Source organism: Mycobacterium sp. (assembly GCF_035603715.1).
GTDB lineage: Bacteria > Actinomycetota > Actinomycetes > Mycobacteriales > Mycobacteriaceae > Mycobacterium.
Map to the genome: position 1 here is coordinate 1 of NZ_DATNJW010000371.1, position 20044 is coordinate 20044.

Consider the following 20044-nt stretch of genomic DNA (forward strand, 5'->3'; position numbering starts at 1 on the left):
TAGCGGTTACCCGCCGATCGGCTACCCTCCCGCCGCGTACCCACAGCCGGGCTATCCGCCAATGAGCTATCCGGCACCGGGCCGCCACTGGCAACCCACGCCCGGCTACCCACCGCAACCCGGCTACCCGCCGCCGGGCTATCAACAGCCGGGCTATGGCTGGCAGCCCGCAGCCGGCTACCCGCCCCCGGGCTACCCGCAGCCCGGCTACCCTCCGCAGGTCCGCAGGGCGTGGGCGCCCGGGATCATCCCGTTGCGGCCGTTGAGCCTGAGCGACATCTACAACGGCGCGGCCGTCTACATCCGGGCCAACGCCAGAGTCACGTTGGGACTGACGGCTGTGGTCGTCGTGATCACGCAACTCTTGACCCTCGCCGCCACGCTCGGACCCCTGGCCGCGGCCAGCCGACTGAGCACCGCCCCGCCCGACGAACTCACCGGGGGCGACGTCGGGGCCTGGGCACTCGCGGGAAGTCTCAGCGGGCTGGTCGGGTGGTTATCCGGCACCCTGCTGACCGGCATGCTCGCGGTCATCGTCGGCCGCGCAGTGTTCGGCTCGACAATCGGCGCCGGCGAGACGTGGGCCAGGATTCGCGGACGGCTGCCCGCATTGATCGGGCTGGTGGCACTGGAGCTCGCCGGGTTGATACTGCTCTGCGGCAGCGTGGGCGTCATCGTGGGAGCCATCGCTGCCGCCGGTAACGCGGGAGCCACGGTCATCCTCGGCTTTCCGCTGGTGCTGATGTCGGTCGCGGCGCTGATTTATCTGTACACGGCGCTGTCATTCGCGCCGGTGCTGATCGTGTTGGAACGATTGCCGGTGACCGGTGCGATCAGGCGATCATTCACGTTGGTACACAACAGCTTTTGGCGAGTACTCAGTATTCGTGTGTTGACCTGGCTGGTGGTCACGTTGATCGCGGGCGCCATCGCCGTACCGTTCGAGCTCGTGGGTAATCTGCTCGACGGACCCACCGTCCCGGTGCTGCTCGGCTTGACGGTGGGGGCCGTCGGATCGGCGATCGGCCAAATCATCACCGCCCCGTTCAGCGCAGGCGTGGATGTCCTGCTCTACGCGGATCGCCGGATCCGCAGCGAGGCATTCGATCTGGTGCTTCAGACCGGCGCCGCCGGCGGGCCCGCGACAATCGGGTCGAGCGACTACCTCTGGCTATCCCGGCCGGTATAGGGACCACTCGAGGATGCCCGCTATCGACATCGGCCGCGACCCCGCGCACGAGGCTGCCCAGCGCGAACTCGACAAGCCGGTCTACCCCAAAGGCTCGGTGGCGCAGCGGGTCCACGAGTGGATTCACGAGCTGTTGTACCGCTTGATCGAGAAAGGCTCGTCAATGCCCGGCGGGTGGTTCACCGTCAGCGTCCTGCTCACCCTGCTGATCGTCGCGATCGTGGTGGCCATTCGCATCGCGCAACGGACCATCCGTACCCATCGCGGTGGTGACTACCAAGTGTTTGACGCCGGTCAGCTCACGGCGGCTCAGCATCGCGCTATCGCCGAACAGTTTGCCGCCGAGCAAAATTGGACTGCGGCGATTCGTCATCGGCTGCGCGCAGTGGCTCGCGCTCTCGAGGAGAGCGGCACGTTGGACCCGGCTCCCGGTCGCACCGCCAATGAACTGGCCGAGGACGCCGCCGAACGCATACCTGCGTTGGCCGCCGAATTGTCGCAGTCGGCAACCGCATTCAACGACGTCACCTATGGCGAAAGGCCGGGCACGCCGGCCGCTTACCAGATGATCGTGGATCTCGACGACCACCTCCGATTCGGTCCGGCAGCAACCCGACCCGGGCCCGCCGGGCAACGCCCGGCCGACTCGTGGGCCCGAGTCCGGTGACGGTCGCTCAGGTACCACGCCCGATACGGCGCCGATCGTGGCGGTGGGTGTTACCCGCGCTGGTCGCGATCTGCGCCGTCGCCGCAATCGGCACGTCCCTGACCGCGCCGCGGCCGGGTGGGCAGATGGATCCCGAGTCGACGGGACCCGAAGGCGCGCACGCGCTGATAGCGCTGCTTCGGGAGCACGGCGTCACCGTCGTCGTGGCCAACAGCGTTCACGACGCCGCGGACGCGGCACGCCCTGGAACACTGCTGTTGTTCGCGCAGACGCAGCGCGTCTCCACCGAGGAGTTACTGAAGAGGCTGGCCGACGCGCCAGGCGATTTGTTGTTGGTCGAACCGACCTCGCATGCCCGCGCAGCGCTCTCCCCAGGTATCCGCAGCGGGGGCGCCAGTACCTCGGATACCCAGCCGGATTGCGCTCTGCGAGAAGCGGATCAGGCGGGGGCGGTGGACTTCGGGCCGTCGAACACGTTCCGCGCCGTCGGCGACAAAACCGTGAGTAGCTGCTATGGCGGAGCGCTGGTCCGTTATCGCGACGGCGACCGCACGGTCACTGTCGTCGGCAGCACCGACTTTATGACCAACGGGAGTTTGTTGCGGGCAGGCAACGCCGCACTGGCGATGAACCTCGCCGGCCAGCATCCTCGCCTGGTGTGGTACGCACCGCAGCACATCGAGGGTGGAACATCTGGCAAGGGAAAGATTTTCGACCTGATCCCCGACAACGTGATCTGGATGGTCGCACAGCTGTGGCTGACGGTAGCGCTGATCGCATTATGGAAGAGCCGACGGATCGGGCCGCTGGTCGCTGAAAAGCTGCCCGTGGTCGTACGCGCGTCGGAGACGGTCGAAGGACGCGGTCGGCTGTATCGATCGCGGCGGGCCCGAGACCGGGCCGCGCAAGCACTGCGCAGCGCGGCACTACAGCGCATGCTCCCCCGACTCGGTCTGGGCGTGAACACTCCACCTCCGGCGGTAATACTCGCGATTGCTCAACACGGCAGATCGGACCCGGAATCACTGTGGCACATCCTGTTTGGCCCACCGCCGGCCACCGACTCTGACTTGATCCAGCTCACCCGCGCACTCGATGACATCGAAAGGCAGGTCACGCACCTATGAATCAACCGCCCAAAGGCGCCGCTCAGCCACCGCCGGCGCAGGCGGCCCGCCATGCGCTGCTCGCGCTACGAGCCGAGATCGGCAAAGCCGTCGTGGGGCAGGACGCGGTGATCACCGGGCTGGTGATCGCGCTGCTATGCCGCGGTCACGTTCTGCTCGAAGGTGTTCCGGGCGTGGCGAAGACGCTGTTGGTCCGGTCTCTTTCCGCGGCGTTGCAACTGGACTTCAAGCGTGTGCAGTTCACCCCGGACCTGATGCCGGGCGATGTCACCGGATCGCTGGTGTACGACACCCGCACCGCCGCGTTCACCTTTCGCAGCGGCCCGGTTTTCACCAATCTCCTGCTGGCGGACGAAATCAACCGCACACCACCGAAGACGCAAGCGGCACTGCTGGAGGCGATGGAAGAACGTCAGGTCACCGTCGACGGCGAACCCAGAGCACTACCCGATCCGTTTATCGTCGCGGCGACGCAAAATCCGATCGAGTACGAGGGCACCTACCAGTTGCCCGAAGCACAGCTCGACCGGTTTCTGCTGAAGCTGGATGTGCCGCTGCCGCCGCGCGACGCCGAGATTGCCATCCTTGGCCGGCACGCACACGGCTTCGACCCGCGCGACCTGTCGGCGATCCGGCCGGTCGCCGGGCAGGCGGAGTTGGCCGCGGGTCGCGATGCGGTCCGCCGGGTACTGGTGGCCGACGAGGTGCTCGGCTACATCGTCGACATCGTCGGTGCGACTCGCCACTCACCCGCATTGCAGTTGGGCGTATCACCGCGCGGCGCAACCGCTTTGCTGGCCACGGCACGGTCGTGGTCCTGGCTGTCCGGACGCAACTACGTCACGCCCGACGACGTGAAGGCGATGGCCCGCCCGACGCTGAGACACCGGGTGATGCTCCGGCCGGAGGCGGAGTTGGAGGGCGCCAACACCGATGGCGTGCTCGATGGCATCTTGGCATCGGTTCCGGTGCCACGCTAGTGATTTTAACCGGGCGCACCGGCCTGATCGCACTGTTGTGCGTTTTACCGATTGCGCTATCACCCAGCCCGGCCGCAACTTTCGCGGTGCTGCTGGCACTGCTGGCGGCCGCGGTTATCGCGGACGTCGGCTTGGCAGCAAGCCCGTCCAGGCTCCTGTACACCCGCTTGCCGAACGGATCGGTTCGGCTTGGTGAATCAGTGAACCTCGGCCTGCTGATCCACAACGGCGGTCGACGACGATTTCGTGGCCGGGTTCGCGACGCCTGGCCGCCCAGCGCGCAGGCCGAACCGCCAACGCACGCTGTCGATATCGTTGCCGGTCAAGTCCAACGGATAGATACCTGCTTGCGGCCGATCCGCCGCGGCGATCAGCAATCGGCGGCAGTGACGGCGCGCTCGATCGGTCCACTGGGACTCGCGGGGCGGCAGAAATCGCGGCCGGTACCCGGTCGGGTGCGGGTGCTGCCGCCGTTCCTGTCCCGCAAGCACCTGCCGTCACGCCTGGCCAGGCTGCGGGAGATCGACGGTCTGCTGCCGACCCTCACCCGCGGCCAGGGAACCGAATTCGACTCGCTGCGTGAGTATGTGGTCGGCGACGACGTGCGTTCCATCGACTGGCGAGCGACCGCCCGGCGCGCCGACGTCGTGGTCCGGACCTGGCGGCCGGAGCGCGACCGGCGAGTGATCATCGTCCTCGACACCGGACGAACGTCCGCCGGTCGCGTCGGAGTCGACCCGACGGCCGCCGACCCCGGCGGCTGGCCCCGGTTGGACTGGTCCATGGATGCGGCGCTGCTGCTGGCGGCACTCGCCTCGCGAGCCGGCGACCACGTCGACTTCCTCGCCCACGACCGGACCACCCAGACCGGCGTATTCGGCGCGTCACGCACAGAACTGCTGGGCCGCCTGGTCGAGGCGATGGCGCCGCTCAATCCGGCGCTCATCGAATCCGACGCCACGGCAATGGTTTCCGCGGTCATGCGTCGCGCACGACGTCGAGCGTTGGTGGTGCTGATGACCGACCTCAACGCCAGCGCCCTCGACGAGGGTCTTCTGCCGGTACTTCCCCAGCTGTCGGCCAAGCACCACGTGATCGTCGCTGCAGTCACCGATCCACGCATCGACCAACTCGCCGCCGGACGTTCCGACGCGGCCGCCGTGTACGACGCGGCCGCGGCCGAACGCTCTCGTAACGAGCGGTGGGCGATAGCTTCTCGGCTGCGCCACAACGGGGTGGAGGTTGTCGACTCACTACCTACCGAACTCGCGCCGGCACTTGCCGACCGCTATCTGGCGATGAAAGCCACCGGGCGGCTGTAGCTCACCGGGTCGGCACCACGTCGGGCGCATCGGCAATGTCACCGGTGTCGCCGGCCCGCACCGCACGGCGGCCGAAATAAACGATGTAGGCCAAAAAGCCCACCTCAGCCAGCACTCCGATGCCGATACGCAGGAAGGTCGGCAACGAGGACGGGGTGACGAACGCCTCGATTGCACCCGAAACGAACAGCACCGCAACCAAACCCACCGCGACCGACATCACGGCTCGGCCCTGCTCGGCCAGCACCTGCCCACGCGGGCGATCGCCCGGCGAGATCACCGACCAGCCCAGCCGCATGCCGACCGCACCGGCCAGGAAGACCGCCGTCAGCTCCAACAAGCTATGCGGGAGGAGCAATCCCAACAACACGTCGGCCTTGCCGGCCTGAAGCATCAGACCGGCAACGACCCCGAGATTGGCGGCGTTGGCGAACAGCACGAACGGAATTGGCACGCCCAGCACGACGGAGAACGCGATGCACTTCGCCGCCACCCAGGAGTTGTTCACCCACACGTGCAATGCGAACGCGGCGGCCGCATGCTCGCTGTAGTACGAGGCGAAGTCGTGGTTCACCAATTCGTCGATTTCACTGGGTGTTCCGATGGTGGACTGCACTTCTGGGCTGCCCATGACCCACATGGCGATCACCGTCGCGACGGCGAAGAACACCACCGCCGTCGCCAGCCACCACCGCCACGCGCGGTACGCCACTACCGGAAACGACACCGTCCAGAACCGGGTGAACTCGCTCGACAGCGGCGCGTGAGCGCCGGTGACCGCGGCTCGGGCCCGCGCGACCAGACTCGAAAGCCTTCCGACCAGTGCCGAATCGGAGGACGCGGAGCGCAGCATCGACAGATGCGTCGAGGCCCGCTGGTAGAGCTCCACCAGTTCGTCAACCTCGGCACCGTCGAGCCGGCGACGGTTCTTCACCAGTTGCTCGAGCCGATCCCAGGTATCGCGATGTGCGAGCACGAACGCGTCGACGTCCACGGGGTAAACACTAGTCAAGCCGGGGTACCGTTCGCTGTATGTCGGAAGTGGTGACCGGGGACGCCGTGGTGCTCGACGTTCGGGTTGCGCAACTACCGGTGCGCGCGGTGAGTGCACTTATCGACATCGCCGTCATCCTGGTGGGCTACCTGGTGGCGTTGGTGTTGTGGGCGGGCGCGCTGACCCATTTCGACGACGCAGTGACCGCGGCGATCATGATCATCTTCACCGTACTGGTCTTCGTCGGGTATCCGCTGGTCTTCGAGACCGCCACACGCGGTCGAACACTCGGCAAAATGGCGATGGGTCTGCGCGTGGTGTCCGACGACGGCGGGCCGGAGCGCTTCCGTCAGGCCCTGTTTCGAGCGTTGGCATCGATCGTCGAGATATGGGGGTTGTTCGGCAGCCCCGCGGTCATCTGCAGCATGCTGTCACCAAAAGCCAAGCGGATCGGTGACATCTTTGCCGGCACAGTGGTGATCAGCGAGCGCGCGCCGAAGGCGGGCCCGCCACCCAGCATGCCGCCGCAGCTGGCCTGGTGGGCCACGTCGCTGCAGCTGTCCGGCCTGAGCGCTGAACAAGCTGAGATCGCGCGTCAATTCCTAACGCGGGCAATGCAACTCGACCCGCAGGTGCGCGACCAGATGGCCTACCGGATCGCCAGCGACGTGTTCAATCGGGTGGCTCCTCCGCCGCCGCCCGGGACTCCACCCCAACTGGCCCTGGCCGCCGTACTCGCGGAGCGACACCGCCGAGAACTCACCCGGTTGCGCCGCTTTTAGCTCCCGGCGCTACTGCGCGACTGTGGTGGCGAGGATAGCGACGTCGGCGATCAGCAGCGCGATCGCAATCACGGGAATCACGAATCCCCATCGGCGCTTGGCGGTGAAGAATGAGACCACGACCGCCACGGCCGCAACGACCGGTGCGCCGTAGAAGAGCATGTCGAAGCTGATCCCGTTCGGCCCCAGGTTGGGGCACGCCTTATCGCTGCAGGCGGCGGTGCTCATGACCGCACCCAACGCGAACACCATCACGACGCCCGCACCCACGACCGCGAGCAGCGCCAGCCCCCAGTTCACCCATAGCCGCACGCGCTTGTCGCGGTCGGTGCCACCTGGCTCGGCCAGTGCGTCGCGGCCACCGCCCATGTCGGCCTTTACGTGCACGTTTTCCTGGCTCATGGGTGAGGTGCTACCCCGCGGCTGGCGTCCGCAAACCGCCGACGGACGCGCCGGCTCGAAATTCAACCTTGCATAACGATAGCTTCCGATATATCGTCGTCGTATCGGTAGCGCATCCGGCGCTATCTTTCCAGAAACGAGAAAATCCCATGAGTAACCCATTTCCCCATGTGGGCGGGCCATTCGCGGGTGGGCCGGGGCCGTCGGGCTTCGGATTCGCACCCCAGGACCGCCGCGCATTCCACGAACAGCGCAGGCAAGCCCGTCGCGAGTTCCGGGACTTAGTCCGCGGTCACGACGCCGGTCATGACGGGCCGTTCGGGCCCGGCTTCGGCCGAGGGTTCGGACGCGGCTTCGGTGCCGGTGGCTTCGGCCCCGGTGGCTTCGGTCCCGGCTTCGGCCCGGCCGGACGCGGCGGACGACGCGGCGGCCACGGCCGGCGCGGCCGCCGTGGTGACGTTCGCGCCGCCATCCTGGTGCTGCTCGCCGAGCGGCCGATGCACGGCTACGAAATCATCCAGGAGGTCGCCGAGCGGAGCCAGGACCTGTGGAAGCCGAGCCCCGGCTCGGTCTACCCGACCCTGCAACTGCTGGTCGACGAGGGACTGATTGTCGCCTCGGAAAGCGAGGGCAGCAAGAAGCTGTTCCAGTTGACCGACGCCGGCAGAGAGGCCGCGGAGAAGGTCGCGACCCCGCCGTGGGACGAGATCGCCGACGGGGTAGACCCCGCGCATCTCAACCTGCGGGCAGCTGTCGGCCAATTGTTCGGGGCCGTAGCGCAATCCGCGCACGCCGCCAGCACCGAGCAGCAGCAGCGCATCATCGAGATCGTCAACAACGCTCGCCGCGAGATCTACACGATTCTCGCCGAAGACGACGACTGATCACACCGCGACGGTGGGGGCCGGCACTTGCCGGTCCCCACTGTTGGCGTCAGGACACTTCGACCCAGTCGAGGGTGCGCTGCACGGCTTTTCGCCATCCCGCATAGCCAGTCGAGCGCTGTTCATCGGTCCACTGCGGCGTCCACCGCTTGCCTTCGCGCCAGTTGGCCCGTAATTCGTTCGGGTCAGCCCAGAAGCCGACCGCCAGACCCGCCGCGTAGGCCGCTCCCAGTGCGGTCGTCTCGGCGACGACCGGACGCACCACGTCGACATTAAGGACGTCAGCCTGGATCTGCATGCACAGGTCGTTGGCGGTGATCCCGCCGTCGACCTTCAAAACCTCAAGGCGCACAGCCGAATCAGCCTGCATCGCGTCGACCACGTCGCGGCTCTGATAGCAGATCGACTCCAAGGTCGCGCGGGCCAAGTGCGCGTTGGTGTTGAACCTCGACAATCCAACGATCGCGCCGCGGGCATCGGAGCGCCAATACGGCGCGAACAATCCCGAGAATGCCGGAACGAAATACACCCCACCGTTGTCGTCGACCTGCCGGGCCAGCGCCTCACTCTGGGCCGCCCCGCTGATGATGCCCAGTTGATCCCGTAGCCATTGCACGGCCGACCCGGTGACAGCGATCGAACCTTCCAGGGCGTAAACAGGTTTCGCGTCGCCGAACTGATAGCACACGGTGGTCAGCAGACCATTTTGCGACCGGACGATCTGTTCGCCGGTGTTCAGTAGCAGGAAATTGCCTGTGCCATAGGTATTTTTGGCCTCGCCGGGCCGCAGACAGACCTGGCCGACCATCGCTGCGTGCTGGTCCCCGAGAATTCCAGTGATCGGCACCTCGCCGCCGAGAGGCCCGTCGGGCGTCGTGACACCGTAGGGCTGACGCGGCGATGACGACGCGATGGACGGGAGCATCGTCCGCGGGATGCCGAAAAACGACAGCAGCTCGTCGTCCCAGTCCAAAGTCTCCAGGTCCATGAGCATGGTCCGGCTGGCATTGGTGACGTCGGTGACGTGTACCCCGCCACGGGAGCCACCGGTCAGATTCCACAACAGCCAGGTGTCGATGGTGCCGAAAACCGCGTCGCCGCTCTCGCCCGCGGCGCGCACACCCTCGACGTTGTCGAGAATCCACTGCAGTTTGCCGCCGGCAAAATAGGTCGCCGGCGGCAAGCCCGCTTTGTGCCTGATCACGTCGCCGCGACCATCGCGGTCCAGCGCCGACGCGATCCGGTCGGTGCGGGTGTCTTGCCAGACGATCGCGTTGTAGTACGGCCGGCCCGTGCGTCGATTCCAGACCAGCGTCGTCTCGCGCTGGTTCGTGATTCCCAGTGCAACAATGTCTTTGGACGACAGATTGGTCGCATTGAGCGTCGACATCAACACCGATGTCGTGCGCTCCCAGATCTCGATCGGATTGTGCTCGACCCATCCGGCCTGCGGCAGGACCTGCTCGTGCTCGAGTTGATGGCGGCCCACCTCGGCGCCGTCACAGTCGAAGATCATGCAGCGAGTGCTGGTGGTGCCCTGGTCGATCGAAGCGACGAACTCGGCCAATTGTTCTCCTCCCGCGATCGTGTCCATCATGGACTACGCGGGAAGCAGTCGGTTAGAGACTGTTTACGAGATCTAGTAGGCCGATGTCGGGAGCGAACGCGTCCACGGGAGCGAACGAGTCGATCGGCGTGATCACGCCGCCGACGTCGTCAAAGCCGACCTGCAATAGCGAGGGAATCGTGAACAGGACTTCGGATGTGTCCGATCCCGGGCCGGCGGAAAAGATGTCGAGGTCAAACGTCGTCGAATCGAAGGACCCGACGAGGTAGTTGTCGAACGCTCCGGCTGAGTCGAGGCTCAAGGTATCTGTGGACCCGCCGATCGCAAACGGTCCGATAGTGACGATGCCATCGGTGGAGGGCGCACCACCGAGGGTGACCAAGCCGGCGTCGGGACTGACGAAGTCGAACGGGTTGAACGAGTAGAACGGTGTGCTGGTTCCGTTGACATCATCGATACCACCCTGGAACAGCAGCGGAATCGTGAAGACGTACTCAGCGCTGTTCGATCCCATGGGGCCCTGATAGACGTCGAGATCGAACGGGCTCGAGCCGAGCGTCCCGGTGGTGTAGTTGTCGAACGCCAAGTTTGTTGAGTCGTAGGTGAGAGTGTCGTTATATCCGCCGATCGCGAACGGCCCGATGCCCACCAGGTCGTCGGCGCGCGCGACAGATCCGGCGCCCAGCGCGATCAACGGCGACGCCAGCAGGGCACCGAAAGCGACTCCAACCACGCTCGTCATGCGGCGATGCGTACGGCTCATCTTTCCCCCGGAATCTCCCTGTGAATCATGTAAGACTGAGCTGAGATTGTTGCAATTATCGGACACGCGCGTCAATAGCGCATGACAACTGATTCACGCGCTGTGCACGCATCGGCAATTGGGCAGCAGGTCAGTTCATTTGGCCGATCGGTTGCGGCGCGGTGCGTAAAACGGTTGCATCTGCGTAGTGGGCAAAGACGTCAAGCGCACCACCTACTCACGCGTCGACCGACAGCAGTACCGACGCAAGGTGCAACTGTGCCTCGATGTCTTCGAAACGATGCTCGCGCAGTCCAGCTTCGAGTTCGACCACCCGCTCACCGGGATGGAAATCGAATGCAATCTGGTCGATGACGGTTATCAGCCGGCGATGACCAACTCCGACGTCCTGGCTGCCATCGCCGACCCGGCGTATCAGACCGAATTAGGCGCGTACAACATCGAATTCAACGTCCCGCCCCGGCCGCTGGGCGGTCACGCCGGCGTGCAGCTGGAAGACGAGGTGCGCGCCAGTTTGAATGCCGCCGAGACCAAGGCCAGCGCCGGCGGAGCCCACATCGTCATGATCGGGATACTGCCCACCCTGATGCCCGAACACCTCGCCAGCGGATGGATGAGCGAGTCGTCCCGGTATGCGGCGCTCAACGACTCGATCTTCAACGCCCGTGGCGAAGACATGCAGATCGATATCGACGGACCCGAGCCGCTCAGCATCAACTCGACGTCGATCGCTCCCGAATCAGCTTGCACCAGTATGCAGTTGCACCTACAAGTGTCGCCCGAAGGGTTCGCCAGCAACTGGAACGCCGCGCAGGTGCTGGCCGGGCCGCAGCTGGCGCTGGGTGCCAACTCCCCGTATTTCTTCGCTCACCAGCTGTGGTCGGAGACCCGCATCGAACTGTTCGCCCAGTCCACCGACACCCGGCCGGACGAACTGAAAACCCAAGGGGTGCGGCCTCGGGTGTGGTTCGGCGAACGCTGGATCACCTCGATCTTCGATCTGTTCGAGGAGAACGTTCGCTACTTCCCGTCGCTGTTACCGGAGGTGTCCGATGAGGATCCGGTCGCCGAACTGGCGGCCGGGCGCACCCCGCAGCTGGCGGAACTGCGCCTGCACAACGGCACCGTCTATCGGTGGAACCGCCCGGTGTACGACGTCGTCGCGGGACGGCCTCACCTGCGGGTGGAGAACCGCGTGCTACCCGCCGGGCCGACGGTCGTCGACATGCTGGCCAACGCTGCCTTCTACTACGGCATGCTGCGCACGCTGACCGAAGATGATCGCCCGGTCTGGACGAAGATGAGATTCGATGCGGCTCAACATAATTTCCTCGAAGCGGCCCGCCATGGCATGCAGGCGAGCCTGTTCTGGCCTGGGCTGGGCACCGTCACCACCGAGGAGTTGGTGATCGGCAAGCTGCTGCCGATGGCACATCACGGGCTGGACAGCTGGGGTGTCGCCGCTGCCGTGCGCGACCGGCTGCTCGGCGTGATCGAAGGCCGAGCCCGCGCGGGTCGCAACGGCGCGGGCTGGCAGGTATCGACCGTGCGCGCGCTGCAGCGACGCGGCTTGACCCGGCCTGCGGCGCTGGCCGAGATGCTGCGGCGGTACTGCGATCACATGCACACCAACGAGCCGGTCCATAGCTGGGAAGTGCCGGAGTAGGTTGTGTCAGCGCACTGCACCCCTCCGCACGGAAAAGTCGCAACGTCACGACAGCGGAACGAAGCGCAGCGACCACTCCCCCCGTTCTTGATATGGAGGGTGACCGGTCCATCGGCGTGGAAGTTGGTGACGCCGGACTTCTCACTGGCGTCGATGATCGAAGGGCCGTCCGATCCGTCGGGACTAGCGGGTATCACGATGAGGTAGCCACTGGTGTCCGTGTACTGGATCCGTCCACCTCATCTCGGCGGCATCGGTAGAGTCACGCGGCGAAGTCAGCAAGCCCGAGGGGAACCGCCTATGCCGCCAGATTCGCTGCCCGAGGATCTCTACCACTACACCGATGTCGGCGGACTGATAGGAATTCTCACCTCAGCCAGGCTCTGGGCAACTCACGTCAGCTTCCTTAACGATTCGCGCGAGGTTCTGCACGGGGCTGGCGAGACGGCTAAATACCTAGAAGTTCTCTGGGGCACAATCTCCAGTGCGCCTGAGAATTATCCGAATAACTTCGACGCGCTCAAGCTACTTTTCGATGACATCCGCGAGAAGTTCCCGCTGCTGCTCGAACGGTGGTTATACATGTACCGTTATGGAGGTTTGTACGCCACCTGTTTCTGCGCGGAAGGCGACCTCCTTAGCCAATGGCGCGGATACGGCGGCGACGGCGGCTATGCCATCAAGTTCGATCCCGCCAAGCTCCGAGAGTCGCTGAAGCGTCTTCCCGAGAAGCCGCCCGAAGACATGCACATATCGGACCAAGTATCCGTGTTCGAAGTGAAGTACGACAACGAGCGCCTTAAGGACGAAATACGCGGTGTCGTATTCGAAATGAGCGAGGCTTTGCTAACGCAAAAGGTCGTGCTGGAGAAGGACTTCCCGAGCCCGAACCGAGGGCCGGTCGACACCGCGCTAGCCAAATTGGTCGGACTATCTGCACGTGTTAAGGATCGCGCATTCCGCGAAGAGAAGGAGTTTCGAGCGACCGCGTTGGTACCGTTTTCTCCCACCAACGACGCCATTGATGCATGCCACTACCATCCCGGCAGGCTCGGCCTGGTTCCCCGCGTTGACCTGTCCTTCGCGTACGACAGCATCAAAGCGATAGTCATTGGGCCAGGCGAATTTGCATCACCGAGAGAGGCTTCAATCCGTCACTTTCTGTTGACGCATCCGCAATACCAACATGTCGACGTCGAGGTATCCCCGACGCCCTTTAGGAGCTTGCGATAGTTTCGCGGGACGAAGCCGTAAATCAGGGAGAAGCACAATATGATGGCGAAGACTTTGGTGGTCAGTGCGGTCGTTGCTATCGGAATCGGTTGTGCCCCAACGATAATCGCAATCACCGGCGAGGAGATGTGCCAGGCGATGCACTGGCCGATGCCGCTGCCGCCGACAATCGGCTACTCGCTCAACCACCTCTCCAACGATTAGGATCTCATCTAGCTTCGACACCGTGGTGGCGACAGCGCCGGACGGCCACGACGCGGCGAACGATCCAGAGAACATCGCCTATACGTGGAAGATCACCAGCATGTCGCCGCCTGCTGGCACGATGTTGCCGCGCAACCAGAAGATCAGCCTGACCGTGGTCAACGATCCCAACGCGCCGGAGTGACCACGTTCGATCCGAATTGCTAGACCGCAGTTGACTACTCAGCGGCCCGTAACCTCACGGCGAACCGACTATCGCCGCTGAGCCACTCATCCTGCTGCAACGGCTTTCGATGCAACCTCTTGCATGTCACACACTTCGCCTGCGATGTCGGCTTTGAAAACATCCCGAGTGGGAGCAGAAGCCCAACGAGGTCGACGAGGACGAGTTGCGCGCGGCGGTGAGCAAGCATTGGCATATCGACGAGATCAGGCCGGCGATCATACACGCGAATGTTCCACCTGCACCGACGGATTCGGACGTTCCGATGCCCGAACACGACCGTGACGAGAAGGGCCGGATGAAGCTATCGGCTTACCTGCTCACCGCGCACAAGGCCGGCTAGACGCTATCCGATTGCGGTGGCGTCGACGAGCGCCGACGCGAAAGTCTCCAGATCCTCGGCAGTGGTGTCCACGTGCGGCGAAATCCGCAGCACCGGTGTCGTCAGCTCCAGCGGCGCCCGCTGGATTCCGGCATACGTGGTGACGATGCGACGTTCCGCGATCAGCCACTCGCGGATCTTCGCCGGGTCGGCGCCGTCGGTTGGTGCCAAAGTCGTGATCGCGCTTGGCTCGTCGACCGCCTCGACCACCCGCCACCCAGACACGTCGGCGAGGACGGTCCGGCTGATCCGGCCCAATTCAGCCAGGTGAGCCCGCACCGCAGCCGGGCCCGAGGCGGCGTGTTCGCCGACTGCTACCGAGAAGCCCACTCGCGCAGCGATATTGGCTTCACCCAACTCGAGCTTTTGGGCGTTTGACAGCGACGCGGCCCACTCCGGCGGCGGTAGTCGCGGACTCAGCTTCTGCATCAGGTCCGGGCGCACGGCGAGCACACCGACGCCGCGTGGGCCGGCCATCCATTTGCGCGACGACGCGTAGGCCACGTCGGCGCCCGCCGAACAATCCACCTGACCGAGCGCCTGGGCGGCGTCGACGACAAGCGGAAGCCCCAAGTCGCGGCACAGCTGTGCCATCTCGTTCAGCGGTTGCACCACCCCGCGGTGACTGGCCACCGCCGTCAGATGCACCAGGTCCGGCGGTTCGGCGGCCAGGCTGATCGCCGCGTCGTGCATCGCTACCCGGCCGTCGGCGTCGGTCGGCAGCGTCCGGCGGGCGAAGCCGTGCACGGCCATCAGGGCCAGGTTGGGACCGTATTCGCCGGGGAGGCAGGCCAGCGTCCGGCCGCCGGCCGGCCAACTGAACAGCAACAGGTCCAGCGCGTGCTGCGATCCCGTGGTGAACACCACCTCTGCATCGGGCATGCCGGCAAGCGCAGCGACCGCGGCGCGTCCGGCGTTGAGGACGGGCATCGCCGCCTCCGCCGCGATGTATCCGCCCACCTCGGCCTCGTGTCTGGCATGCCTGGCAGTCGCATCGAGCACGGCGAAACTCTGCCGTGAACACGCGGCGCTGTCCAAGTGCAACCCGGCGACCGGCGGCCGGGCCTCCCGCCAGGCGTCGGCCAGGCTGGCGTTCACTTCGTCGACAGCGACAACCCGAAATCGCCGGCGGCATCGGTCCACCACCGGGTGAGTCGCAGACCCGCCTGCGCCAGCTCGTCGCCGACCGCGTCGGCCCGGAATTTGCAGGACACCTCGGTGAGCACCTGTTCGCCGGCGGCGAAGTCAACGGACAGGTTCAGCGCAGCGATGCGCACCCGCTGCGCCCGCTCGGACCGCAGCCACATTTCCATCCGCTCCTCGGCCGCGTTCCAGCTTGCGACATGGCGGAACGCATCGACATCGAAGTCCGCGTTGAGTTCTCGGTTGATCACGGCGAGCACATTGCGGTTGAACTGCGCCGTCACGCCGGCGCTGTCATCGTAAGCCTGCACAAGCCTGGTGGTGTCCTTGACTAGGTCGGTGCCCAACAACAGGCTGTCGCCGGGCTGCAGCACGGCCGCCAGCGTTGCGAGGAACTCGGCGCGTGCATCGGGGACCAGGTTTCCGATCGTCGAGCCCAGGAAGACGAACAGTCGACGACCGCCGTTGGGGATTTTGGCCAGGTGCTCTTCGAAATCACCACAGACAGCAGAGATTTCGACGCCCGGATACTCGCACTGGATCGCGCTTCCCGCAGCTGACAGCATGCTTGCATCGACGTCGAACGGCACGAACCTGCGCAGCGCACCACCCTCACGCAGGGCGTCCAGCAGCACCCGGGTTTTCTCCGAAGTCCCACTACCCAACTCGACCAACGTGTCGGCACCGGTGACCGACGCGATCTCCGCGGCGCGCGACCGCAGGATCTCCGCCTCGGCGCGGGTCGGGTAGTACTCGGGCAGCCGGGTTATCTGGTCGAACAGGTCGCTGCCTACTGAGTCATAGAACCACTTGGGCGGCAACGACTTCGGGGAGCTCTGCAGCCCGTCCCGTACATCACGGCACAGTGCCTCGAATGCCGAGTCCGCGGCCAGGTGGTTGGACAACGTCAGTGTCATCAATTTCCCTTCGTTGGGTTCAGCGCGGTCAACGTGACCTGGTCGGCGGTGACTTCGATGAGGTGACGGTCGGGGACGTCTTCCCAGCCGGGTTGGTCGTCATACGGCTCGCTGGCCAGCACGACGCCGTCATCACGTCGCAATATCGCCAGCGTATCTCCCCAGGTGGTGGCGAGCAGTCGAGAACCGTTGCTCGCCAAGATGTTCAGCCGTGCATTGGGATCGTCGCCACCTACCTCAGCGATCGTCTGCCCCAGCGCATCCAACCCGCGAGCGAATATCAGCGCGGCGAGAATCGCACTGTCGCAGGTGGATTCGGCGGCGGCGCTGTTGGGCAGCACGCCCCGGTCGACGACTCCGTTGTGCGACAGCAGCCACCGTCCGTCGGTGAACGGCGCAGTCGCACTCGCTTCTATAGGCATACCAACGGTAGCCGACCGCACCGCAGCCACCACGCAGTGACTTCGAAGCGCCGGTGCGATGGAATCGAAAGAAACATCTCCCCATAGCGGAGCGGGACTGCGCCAACGCCGCGGCGTCGCCCCGTCGAAAAAGCCCACTCCCCAACCATCGGCGTTCATCAACCCGTGCTTTTGTCGGCGCGGAGCATACGACTGCACCCGCAGACCATGCGGCGGGTCGAGCACCAGCGAGGAGACTGAGGTCTCGCGACCCAGCCAGCCGAGGTGGCGGCACATCAGGGGCGATCCCCTGCGTCGGTGCCGACGGACCACGCCAGCCGCACACCGGAGAAGATCTGCCGCCGGTATGGGTGATCCCAGTTTCGGAAGCTGGGCCGAACGATGGCCGACTCGACTGCCCATGCGCCACCGCGCAACACCTTGTAGTCGGCGCCGAAGAACGGCTCGGAGTAACGCTGGTAGATCATCGGGGTGAATCCCGGCCACGGCTCCAGTTCCGAGCTGGTCCACTCCCAGACGTCGCCGAGCATCTGTTCGACACCGTAGGCCGACGCGCCGGCGGGATACGCGCCGACGGGTGCCGGACGCAGCGCGTCGCCGCCGAGGTTGGCGTAGGCCGGCGACGGCTCCGCAGCGCCCCAGGGATAGCGCCTGCGCGCGCCCCGCTGCGGGTCCCATGCGCACGCCTTCTCCCATTCGCGTTCAGTGGGCAGCCGAGCCCCGGCCCAAGCCGCGTAGGCCTCGGCCTCGAAATAACTGACGTGCTGGACCGGTTCGTCGGCGGGGATGTCCTCGACATGGCCGAACCGGGTGCGGCTCTGCCCGTCGTCGTTCCAGAACTGCGGAGCGGTCAGGTCTTCGGTCAGGCGATGCTTCCAGCCGCGCGCTGACCACCACCGCGGCTCCCGGTAGCCGCCGTCATCGATGAACTGCCGCCATTCGCCGTTGGTGACCGGGACGCGGCCGATGCGAAACGTCGGCAGGTCCACCACGTGGGCCGGGCGTTCGTTGTCCAGCGAGAACGGCTCATCGGCGCGGTCTACACCCAGCACGAACGGGCCGCCGGGCACCTCGACCGACGTCCCGGCAAGCCTGGCCCGGCCGGGCGGGAGGGTGCGGACGTCCAGCAGCAGCGGCGGGCCGGTGCGCAGATTCAATGCCTGGAGCATCGTTTCGTCGTGCTGGTTCTCGTGGCTGACCACCATCCCGTACACGAAATTGTGGTCCGGTTCGTCGGGTAGTCGGTCGAGTGCATCGAGCGCCGCCGCCCGCACGGTGCGACAGTAGGTCCGCGCCTCACCAGGCGACAGCAACGGCAGGTCGACGCGGCTGGCGCGGGAATGCACGAAGGCGTCGTAGAGGTTTTCGACCGCGCCGGACAGGATTCCCGGCCGGTCCGGGTCGCCGCCGCGCAGCAGCCACAGTTCCTCCTGCTGGCCGATGTGCGCCAAGTCCCAGACCAACGGGCTCATCAGCGGGTCGTACTGGCGACGGAGTTCGGCATCGTCGAAATCCACCAGCCGCAAGGTTCTCATCCGAGCCCGCTGCAGATTGCGGACCAGCGCTTCACGTGACGTCACTGTTCCCCTAGCGCCAGCTCGGCCACCGTTGCCGCGATGCCGTTTTCGATCACCCGGTCAGCGAAATCGTCGGCGGGACAGCGGCCCTGCTCTACCGCCTCGACGAGGCGCTCCATCCCGTCGGCAAGCTCAGCGGGTGCGCGTTCGGCCGCGATGGCGACGCATCGGTTGGCCGCCGAGAAGATGCGTTGGTCGTCGAGCCCGATCCGGGCTGCGGTGTCCCAGGCCGTGGCGACCGGTTCGACCGCTTCGGCGGCGAGCGCCGCGGCGACCGGATCGTCGAGCAGCGTCACCAGCGTGAAGACCACCGCGGGCCACACGTCGCTGGGCAGGCCGTCCAGGTAGCGGATCTCCAGCCACTTCCGTGGACGCACCGGCGGAAACAGCGTGGTCAGGTGGTATTCCAGGTCATATTGGGTTGGCCGACGACCGCCAAGCAGCTCGCGGCCGTCAGCCCAGTCGGCGAACGGCACGCGACGGGTGACCGGCACCGCCTCAGGCGAATGCACCAGCATCACCGGCGCCTTGAGCGCGTAGCGCGCCCAGTCGGTGCCGGGATCCTCGTCGCTGGCCGTGAGGATCGGCCCGCACCGGGCCGAGTCGAGCTGACTCCAGACCCGTTGCCGGCTCGAACGCCAGCCGGTGAATTCTCCGCTCAACAGCGGCGAATTGGCGGCGATCGCCACCATGACGGGCCCGAGGGCGTGTGCCAGCCGCACCCGGTCGGCCCAGCCGGCTTGCGGACCGGCGTCGAGATTCACCTGCACCGAAGCCGTCGACGTCATCATGGCCGCGCCCGCAACGCCGGTGTGGCTGGCCGTGAAGAACTGCTCCATCGCGGCATAACGCGCGCCAGGATTGATCCGCTTGGCCGGTCGCAGCGGGTCCGCGCCCAGCGCCACCAGACCCAGGCCGGCGGCGGCGAAGGCTTTGCCCAACACGGCCTGGTCGTCGGCGATCGCCTCGATCGCCGTCGTCGCACCGAGCGCGGGCGGGCCGGACAGCTCGACCGCGCCGCCGGGCTCGACGGTGACCACGCTGCCACCCGGCATCGACGGAAGCGACTCCAGAACCTCGGTGATTTCATCCCAGGTCGGCCGCCGATATGGGTCAGTCGGGTCATAGCAATGCGCCTCGATCTCGAGGCCGACCCGCCCTGTCGACCCGTCCGCCAGACAGCTTTCGGCGATGTGCTGCGCCGCAGCCGACGCGCTGGCGAGTTCACCGTCCGAGAGACGTGCGGGGTCCAGCTGCGACGCGACGGCAAACGCCATAATCCGGTCCCTTCGGAGCCAAGGCCAGCGGTCCCGACAAATCGAGCCCGCTGGTTGCGCGCGGCTACCCAACGATAGTCACAACGTTCCATCTTCCAGACGGCACCGACATATTCCCGACGGCTCCCGCCAGCTATTGCCCCAGCGCGTTCTGCATGGCACCGGCCAGCACATTCACCGCCGGGCCACCATTGCCGGACTGACAGACTTTCGCTTGCAGCAGGACGTTTTCCCGCAGACGGGTCTGGGTGAAACATCGGCGGTCGGTTCCGGCTTCCTGTTTGCTCCACGCCGCGTCGGCCGGGGCGGCCGGCCCGCCGTCG

At 65.8% G+C, this 20044-nt stretch carries 20 protein-coding genes and 2 pseudogenes; 12 read left to right on the plus strand and 10 right to left on the minus strand.

Annotated elements, in window-relative coordinates:
* The 5 genes from VN856_RS15395 to VN856_RS15415 form a co-directional block, all read left to right on the plus strand.
* A partial coding sequence (locus tag VN856_RS15395) for a hypothetical protein (protein WP_325690490.1) occupies window positions 1-1189 on the plus strand: 1189 nt, incomplete at its 5' end.
* 13 nt (window positions 1190-1202) lie between these two features.
* Window positions 1203-1856: a DUF4129 domain-containing protein gene (locus tag VN856_RS15400; protein ID WP_325690492.1), complete on the plus strand. Its 654-nt coding sequence runs from the start codon at window positions 1203-1205 to the stop codon at window positions 1854-1856.
* Window positions 1838-2983: a DUF4350 domain-containing protein gene (locus VN856_RS15405; RefSeq protein ID WP_414686965.1), complete on the plus strand. Its 1146-nt coding sequence runs from the start codon at window positions 1838-1840 to the stop codon at window positions 2981-2983. Before VN856_RS15400 ends, VN856_RS15405 begins: the two co-directional genes overlap by 19 nt.
* A complete protein-coding gene (locus VN856_RS15410) occupies window positions 2980-3963 on the plus strand; it encodes a MoxR family ATPase (protein ID WP_325690496.1) in 984 nt (327 codons plus the stop codon). Before VN856_RS15405 ends, VN856_RS15410 begins: the two co-directional genes overlap by 4 nt.
* A complete protein-coding gene (locus VN856_RS15415; RefSeq protein WP_325690498.1) occupies window positions 3963-5285 on the plus strand; it encodes a DUF58 domain-containing protein in 1323 nt (440 codons plus the stop codon). Before VN856_RS15410 ends, VN856_RS15415 begins: the two co-directional genes overlap by 1 nt.
* Before the next feature lies 1 nt (window position 5286).
* Here VN856_RS15415 and VN856_RS15420 read toward each other — a convergent pair whose 3' ends face one another.
* Window positions 5287-6279: a stage II sporulation protein M gene (locus VN856_RS15420; protein ID WP_325690500.1), complete on the minus strand. Its 993-nt coding sequence runs from the start codon at window positions 6277-6279 to the stop codon at window positions 5287-5289.
* A gap of 38 nt (window positions 6280-6317) precedes the next feature.
* Here VN856_RS15420 and VN856_RS15425 point away from each other — a divergent pair.
* Window positions 6318-7052: pseudogene (locus tag VN856_RS15425) on the plus strand (RDD family protein); the annotation flags it as partial.
* 18 nt (window positions 7053-7070) lie between these two features.
* Here the strand turns inward: VN856_RS15425 and VN856_RS15430 are convergent.
* Entirely contained in the window at window positions 7071-7463 is a 393-nt protein-coding gene (locus VN856_RS15430; protein WP_325690502.1) for a hypothetical protein, read from the minus strand.
* Between the two features lie 149 nt (window positions 7464-7612).
* Here VN856_RS15430 and VN856_RS15435 point away from each other — a divergent pair, with 149 nt between their 5' ends.
* Window positions 7613-8347: a PadR family transcriptional regulator gene (locus VN856_RS15435; protein WP_325690504.1), complete on the plus strand. Its 735-nt coding sequence runs from the start codon at window positions 7613-7615 to the stop codon at window positions 8345-8347.
* A gap of 49 nt (window positions 8348-8396) precedes the next feature.
* On the opposite strand, the gene glpK is transcribed toward VN856_RS15435, so the two are convergent.
* Together glpK and VN856_RS15445 are read right to left on the minus strand one after the other, a co-directional pair.
* Complete coding sequence (gene glpK, locus VN856_RS15440) at window positions 8397-9944, minus strand: glycerol kinase GlpK (protein ID WP_414686966.1); 1548 nt, start codon at window positions 9942-9944, stop codon at window positions 8397-8399.
* 22 nt (window positions 9945-9966) lie between these two features.
* On the minus strand, window positions 9967-10656 hold the full coding sequence (locus VN856_RS15445; protein ID WP_325690505.1) for a hypothetical protein: 690 nt from the start codon (window positions 10654-10656) through the stop codon (window positions 9967-9969).
* A 208-nt stretch (window positions 10657-10864) separates the two neighbouring features.
* Between VN856_RS15445 and VN856_RS15450 the strand changes: the two genes are divergently transcribed.
* The 5 genes and pseudogenes from VN856_RS15450 to VN856_RS15470 form a co-directional block, all read left to right on the plus strand.
* A complete protein-coding gene (locus VN856_RS15450) occupies window positions 10865-12343 on the plus strand; it encodes a glutamate--cysteine ligase (RefSeq protein WP_325690506.1) in 1479 nt (492 codons plus the stop codon).
* Between the two features lie 300 nt (window positions 12344-12643).
* A complete protein-coding gene (locus tag VN856_RS15455; RefSeq protein ID WP_325690508.1) occupies window positions 12644-13576 on the plus strand; it encodes a DUF2971 domain-containing protein in 933 nt (310 codons plus the stop codon).
* 42 nt (window positions 13577-13618) lie between these two features.
* The gene (locus VN856_RS15460) at window positions 13619-13780 is read left to right on the plus strand and encodes a hypothetical protein (protein ID WP_325690510.1); all 162 of its coding nucleotides are present in this window, start codon (window positions 13619-13621) and stop codon (window positions 13778-13780) included.
* Between the two features lie 22 nt (window positions 13781-13802).
* Window positions 13803-13964, plus strand: coding sequence for a PASTA domain-containing protein (locus tag VN856_RS15465; RefSeq protein WP_325690512.1), 162 nt, complete (start codon window positions 13803-13805; stop codon window positions 13962-13964).
* A 166-nt stretch (window positions 13965-14130) separates the two neighbouring features.
* A pseudogene (locus tag VN856_RS15470) lies at window positions 14131-14346 on the plus strand (SAM-dependent methyltransferase); the annotation flags it as partial.
* 3 nt (window positions 14347-14349) lie between these two features.
* Here VN856_RS15470 and egtE read toward each other — a convergent pair.
* The 6 genes from egtE to VN856_RS15500 all read right to left on the minus strand — a co-directional run.
* Window positions 14350-15483: an ergothioneine biosynthesis PLP-dependent enzyme EgtE gene (gene egtE / locus VN856_RS15475; protein WP_325690514.1), complete on the minus strand. Its 1134-nt coding sequence runs from the start codon at window positions 15481-15483 to the stop codon at window positions 14350-14352.
* A complete protein-coding gene (gene egtD, locus VN856_RS15480) occupies window positions 15480-16445 on the minus strand; it encodes an L-histidine N(alpha)-methyltransferase (protein WP_325690516.1) in 966 nt (321 codons plus the stop codon). The genes egtE and egtD overlap by 4 nt, the downstream gene beginning before the upstream one ends.
* A complete protein-coding gene (egtC, locus tag VN856_RS15485; RefSeq protein ID WP_325690519.1) occupies window positions 16445-17143 on the minus strand; it encodes an ergothioneine biosynthesis protein EgtC in 699 nt (232 codons plus the stop codon). The genes egtD and egtC overlap by 1 nt, the downstream gene beginning before the upstream one ends.
* Window positions 17143-18447: an ergothioneine biosynthesis protein EgtB gene (egtB, locus tag VN856_RS15490; RefSeq protein ID WP_325690521.1), complete on the minus strand. Its 1305-nt coding sequence runs from the start codon at window positions 18445-18447 to the stop codon at window positions 17143-17145. The genes egtC and egtB overlap by 1 nt, the downstream gene beginning before the upstream one ends.
* On the minus strand, window positions 18444-19721 hold the full coding sequence (gene egtA / locus VN856_RS15495) for an ergothioneine biosynthesis glutamate--cysteine ligase EgtA (RefSeq protein WP_325690523.1): 1278 nt from the start codon (window positions 19719-19721) through the stop codon (window positions 18444-18446). The genes egtB and egtA overlap by 4 nt, the downstream gene beginning before the upstream one ends.
* Before the next feature lie 133 nt (window positions 19722-19854).
* On the minus strand, window positions 19855-20044 hold a 190-nt coding region (locus VN856_RS15500; RefSeq protein ID WP_325690525.1), incomplete at its 5' end, for a sensor domain-containing protein.

Bases quoted from the DNA above. Each gene is read 5' to 3' on its own strand.
- glpK (WP_414686966.1), bottom strand. From the start codon at position 9,944: ATGATGGACACGATCGCGGGAGGAGAACAATTGGCCGAGTTCGTCGCT.
- egtC (WP_325690519.1), bottom strand. From the start codon at position 17,143: ATGTGCCGCCACCTCGGCTGGCTGGGTCGCGAGACCTCAGTCTCCTCG.
- VN856_RS15455 (WP_325690508.1), top strand. From the start codon at position 12,644: ATGCCGCCAGATTCGCTGCCCGAGGATCTCTACCACTACACCGATGTC.
- egtA (WP_325690523.1), bottom strand. From the start codon at position 19,721: ATGGCGTTTGCCGTCGCGTCGCAGCTGGACCCCGCACGTCTCTCGGAC.
- VN856_RS15430 (WP_325690502.1), bottom strand. From the start codon at position 7,463: ATGAGCCAGGAAAACGTGCACGTAAAGGCCGACATGGGCGGTGGCCGC.
- VN856_RS15445 (WP_325690505.1), bottom strand. From the start codon at position 10,656: ATGACGAGCGTGGTTGGAGTCGCTTTCGGTGCCCTGCTGGCGTCGCCG.
- egtD (WP_325690516.1), bottom strand. From the start codon at position 16,445: ATGACACTGACGTTGTCCAACCACCTGGCCGCGGACTCGGCATTCGAG.
- VN856_RS15400 (WP_325690492.1), top strand. From the start codon at position 1,203: ATGCCCGCTATCGACATCGGCCGCGACCCCGCGCACGAGGCTGCCCAG.
- VN856_RS15435 (WP_325690504.1), top strand. From the start codon at position 7,613: ATGAGTAACCCATTTCCCCATGTGGGCGGGCCATTCGCGGGTGGGCCG.
- VN856_RS15460 (WP_325690510.1), top strand. From the start codon at position 13,619: ATGGCGAAGACTTTGGTGGTCAGTGCGGTCGTTGCTATCGGAATCGGT.
- VN856_RS15410 (WP_325690496.1), top strand. From the start codon at position 2,980: ATGAATCAACCGCCCAAAGGCGCCGCTCAGCCACCGCCGGCGCAGGCG.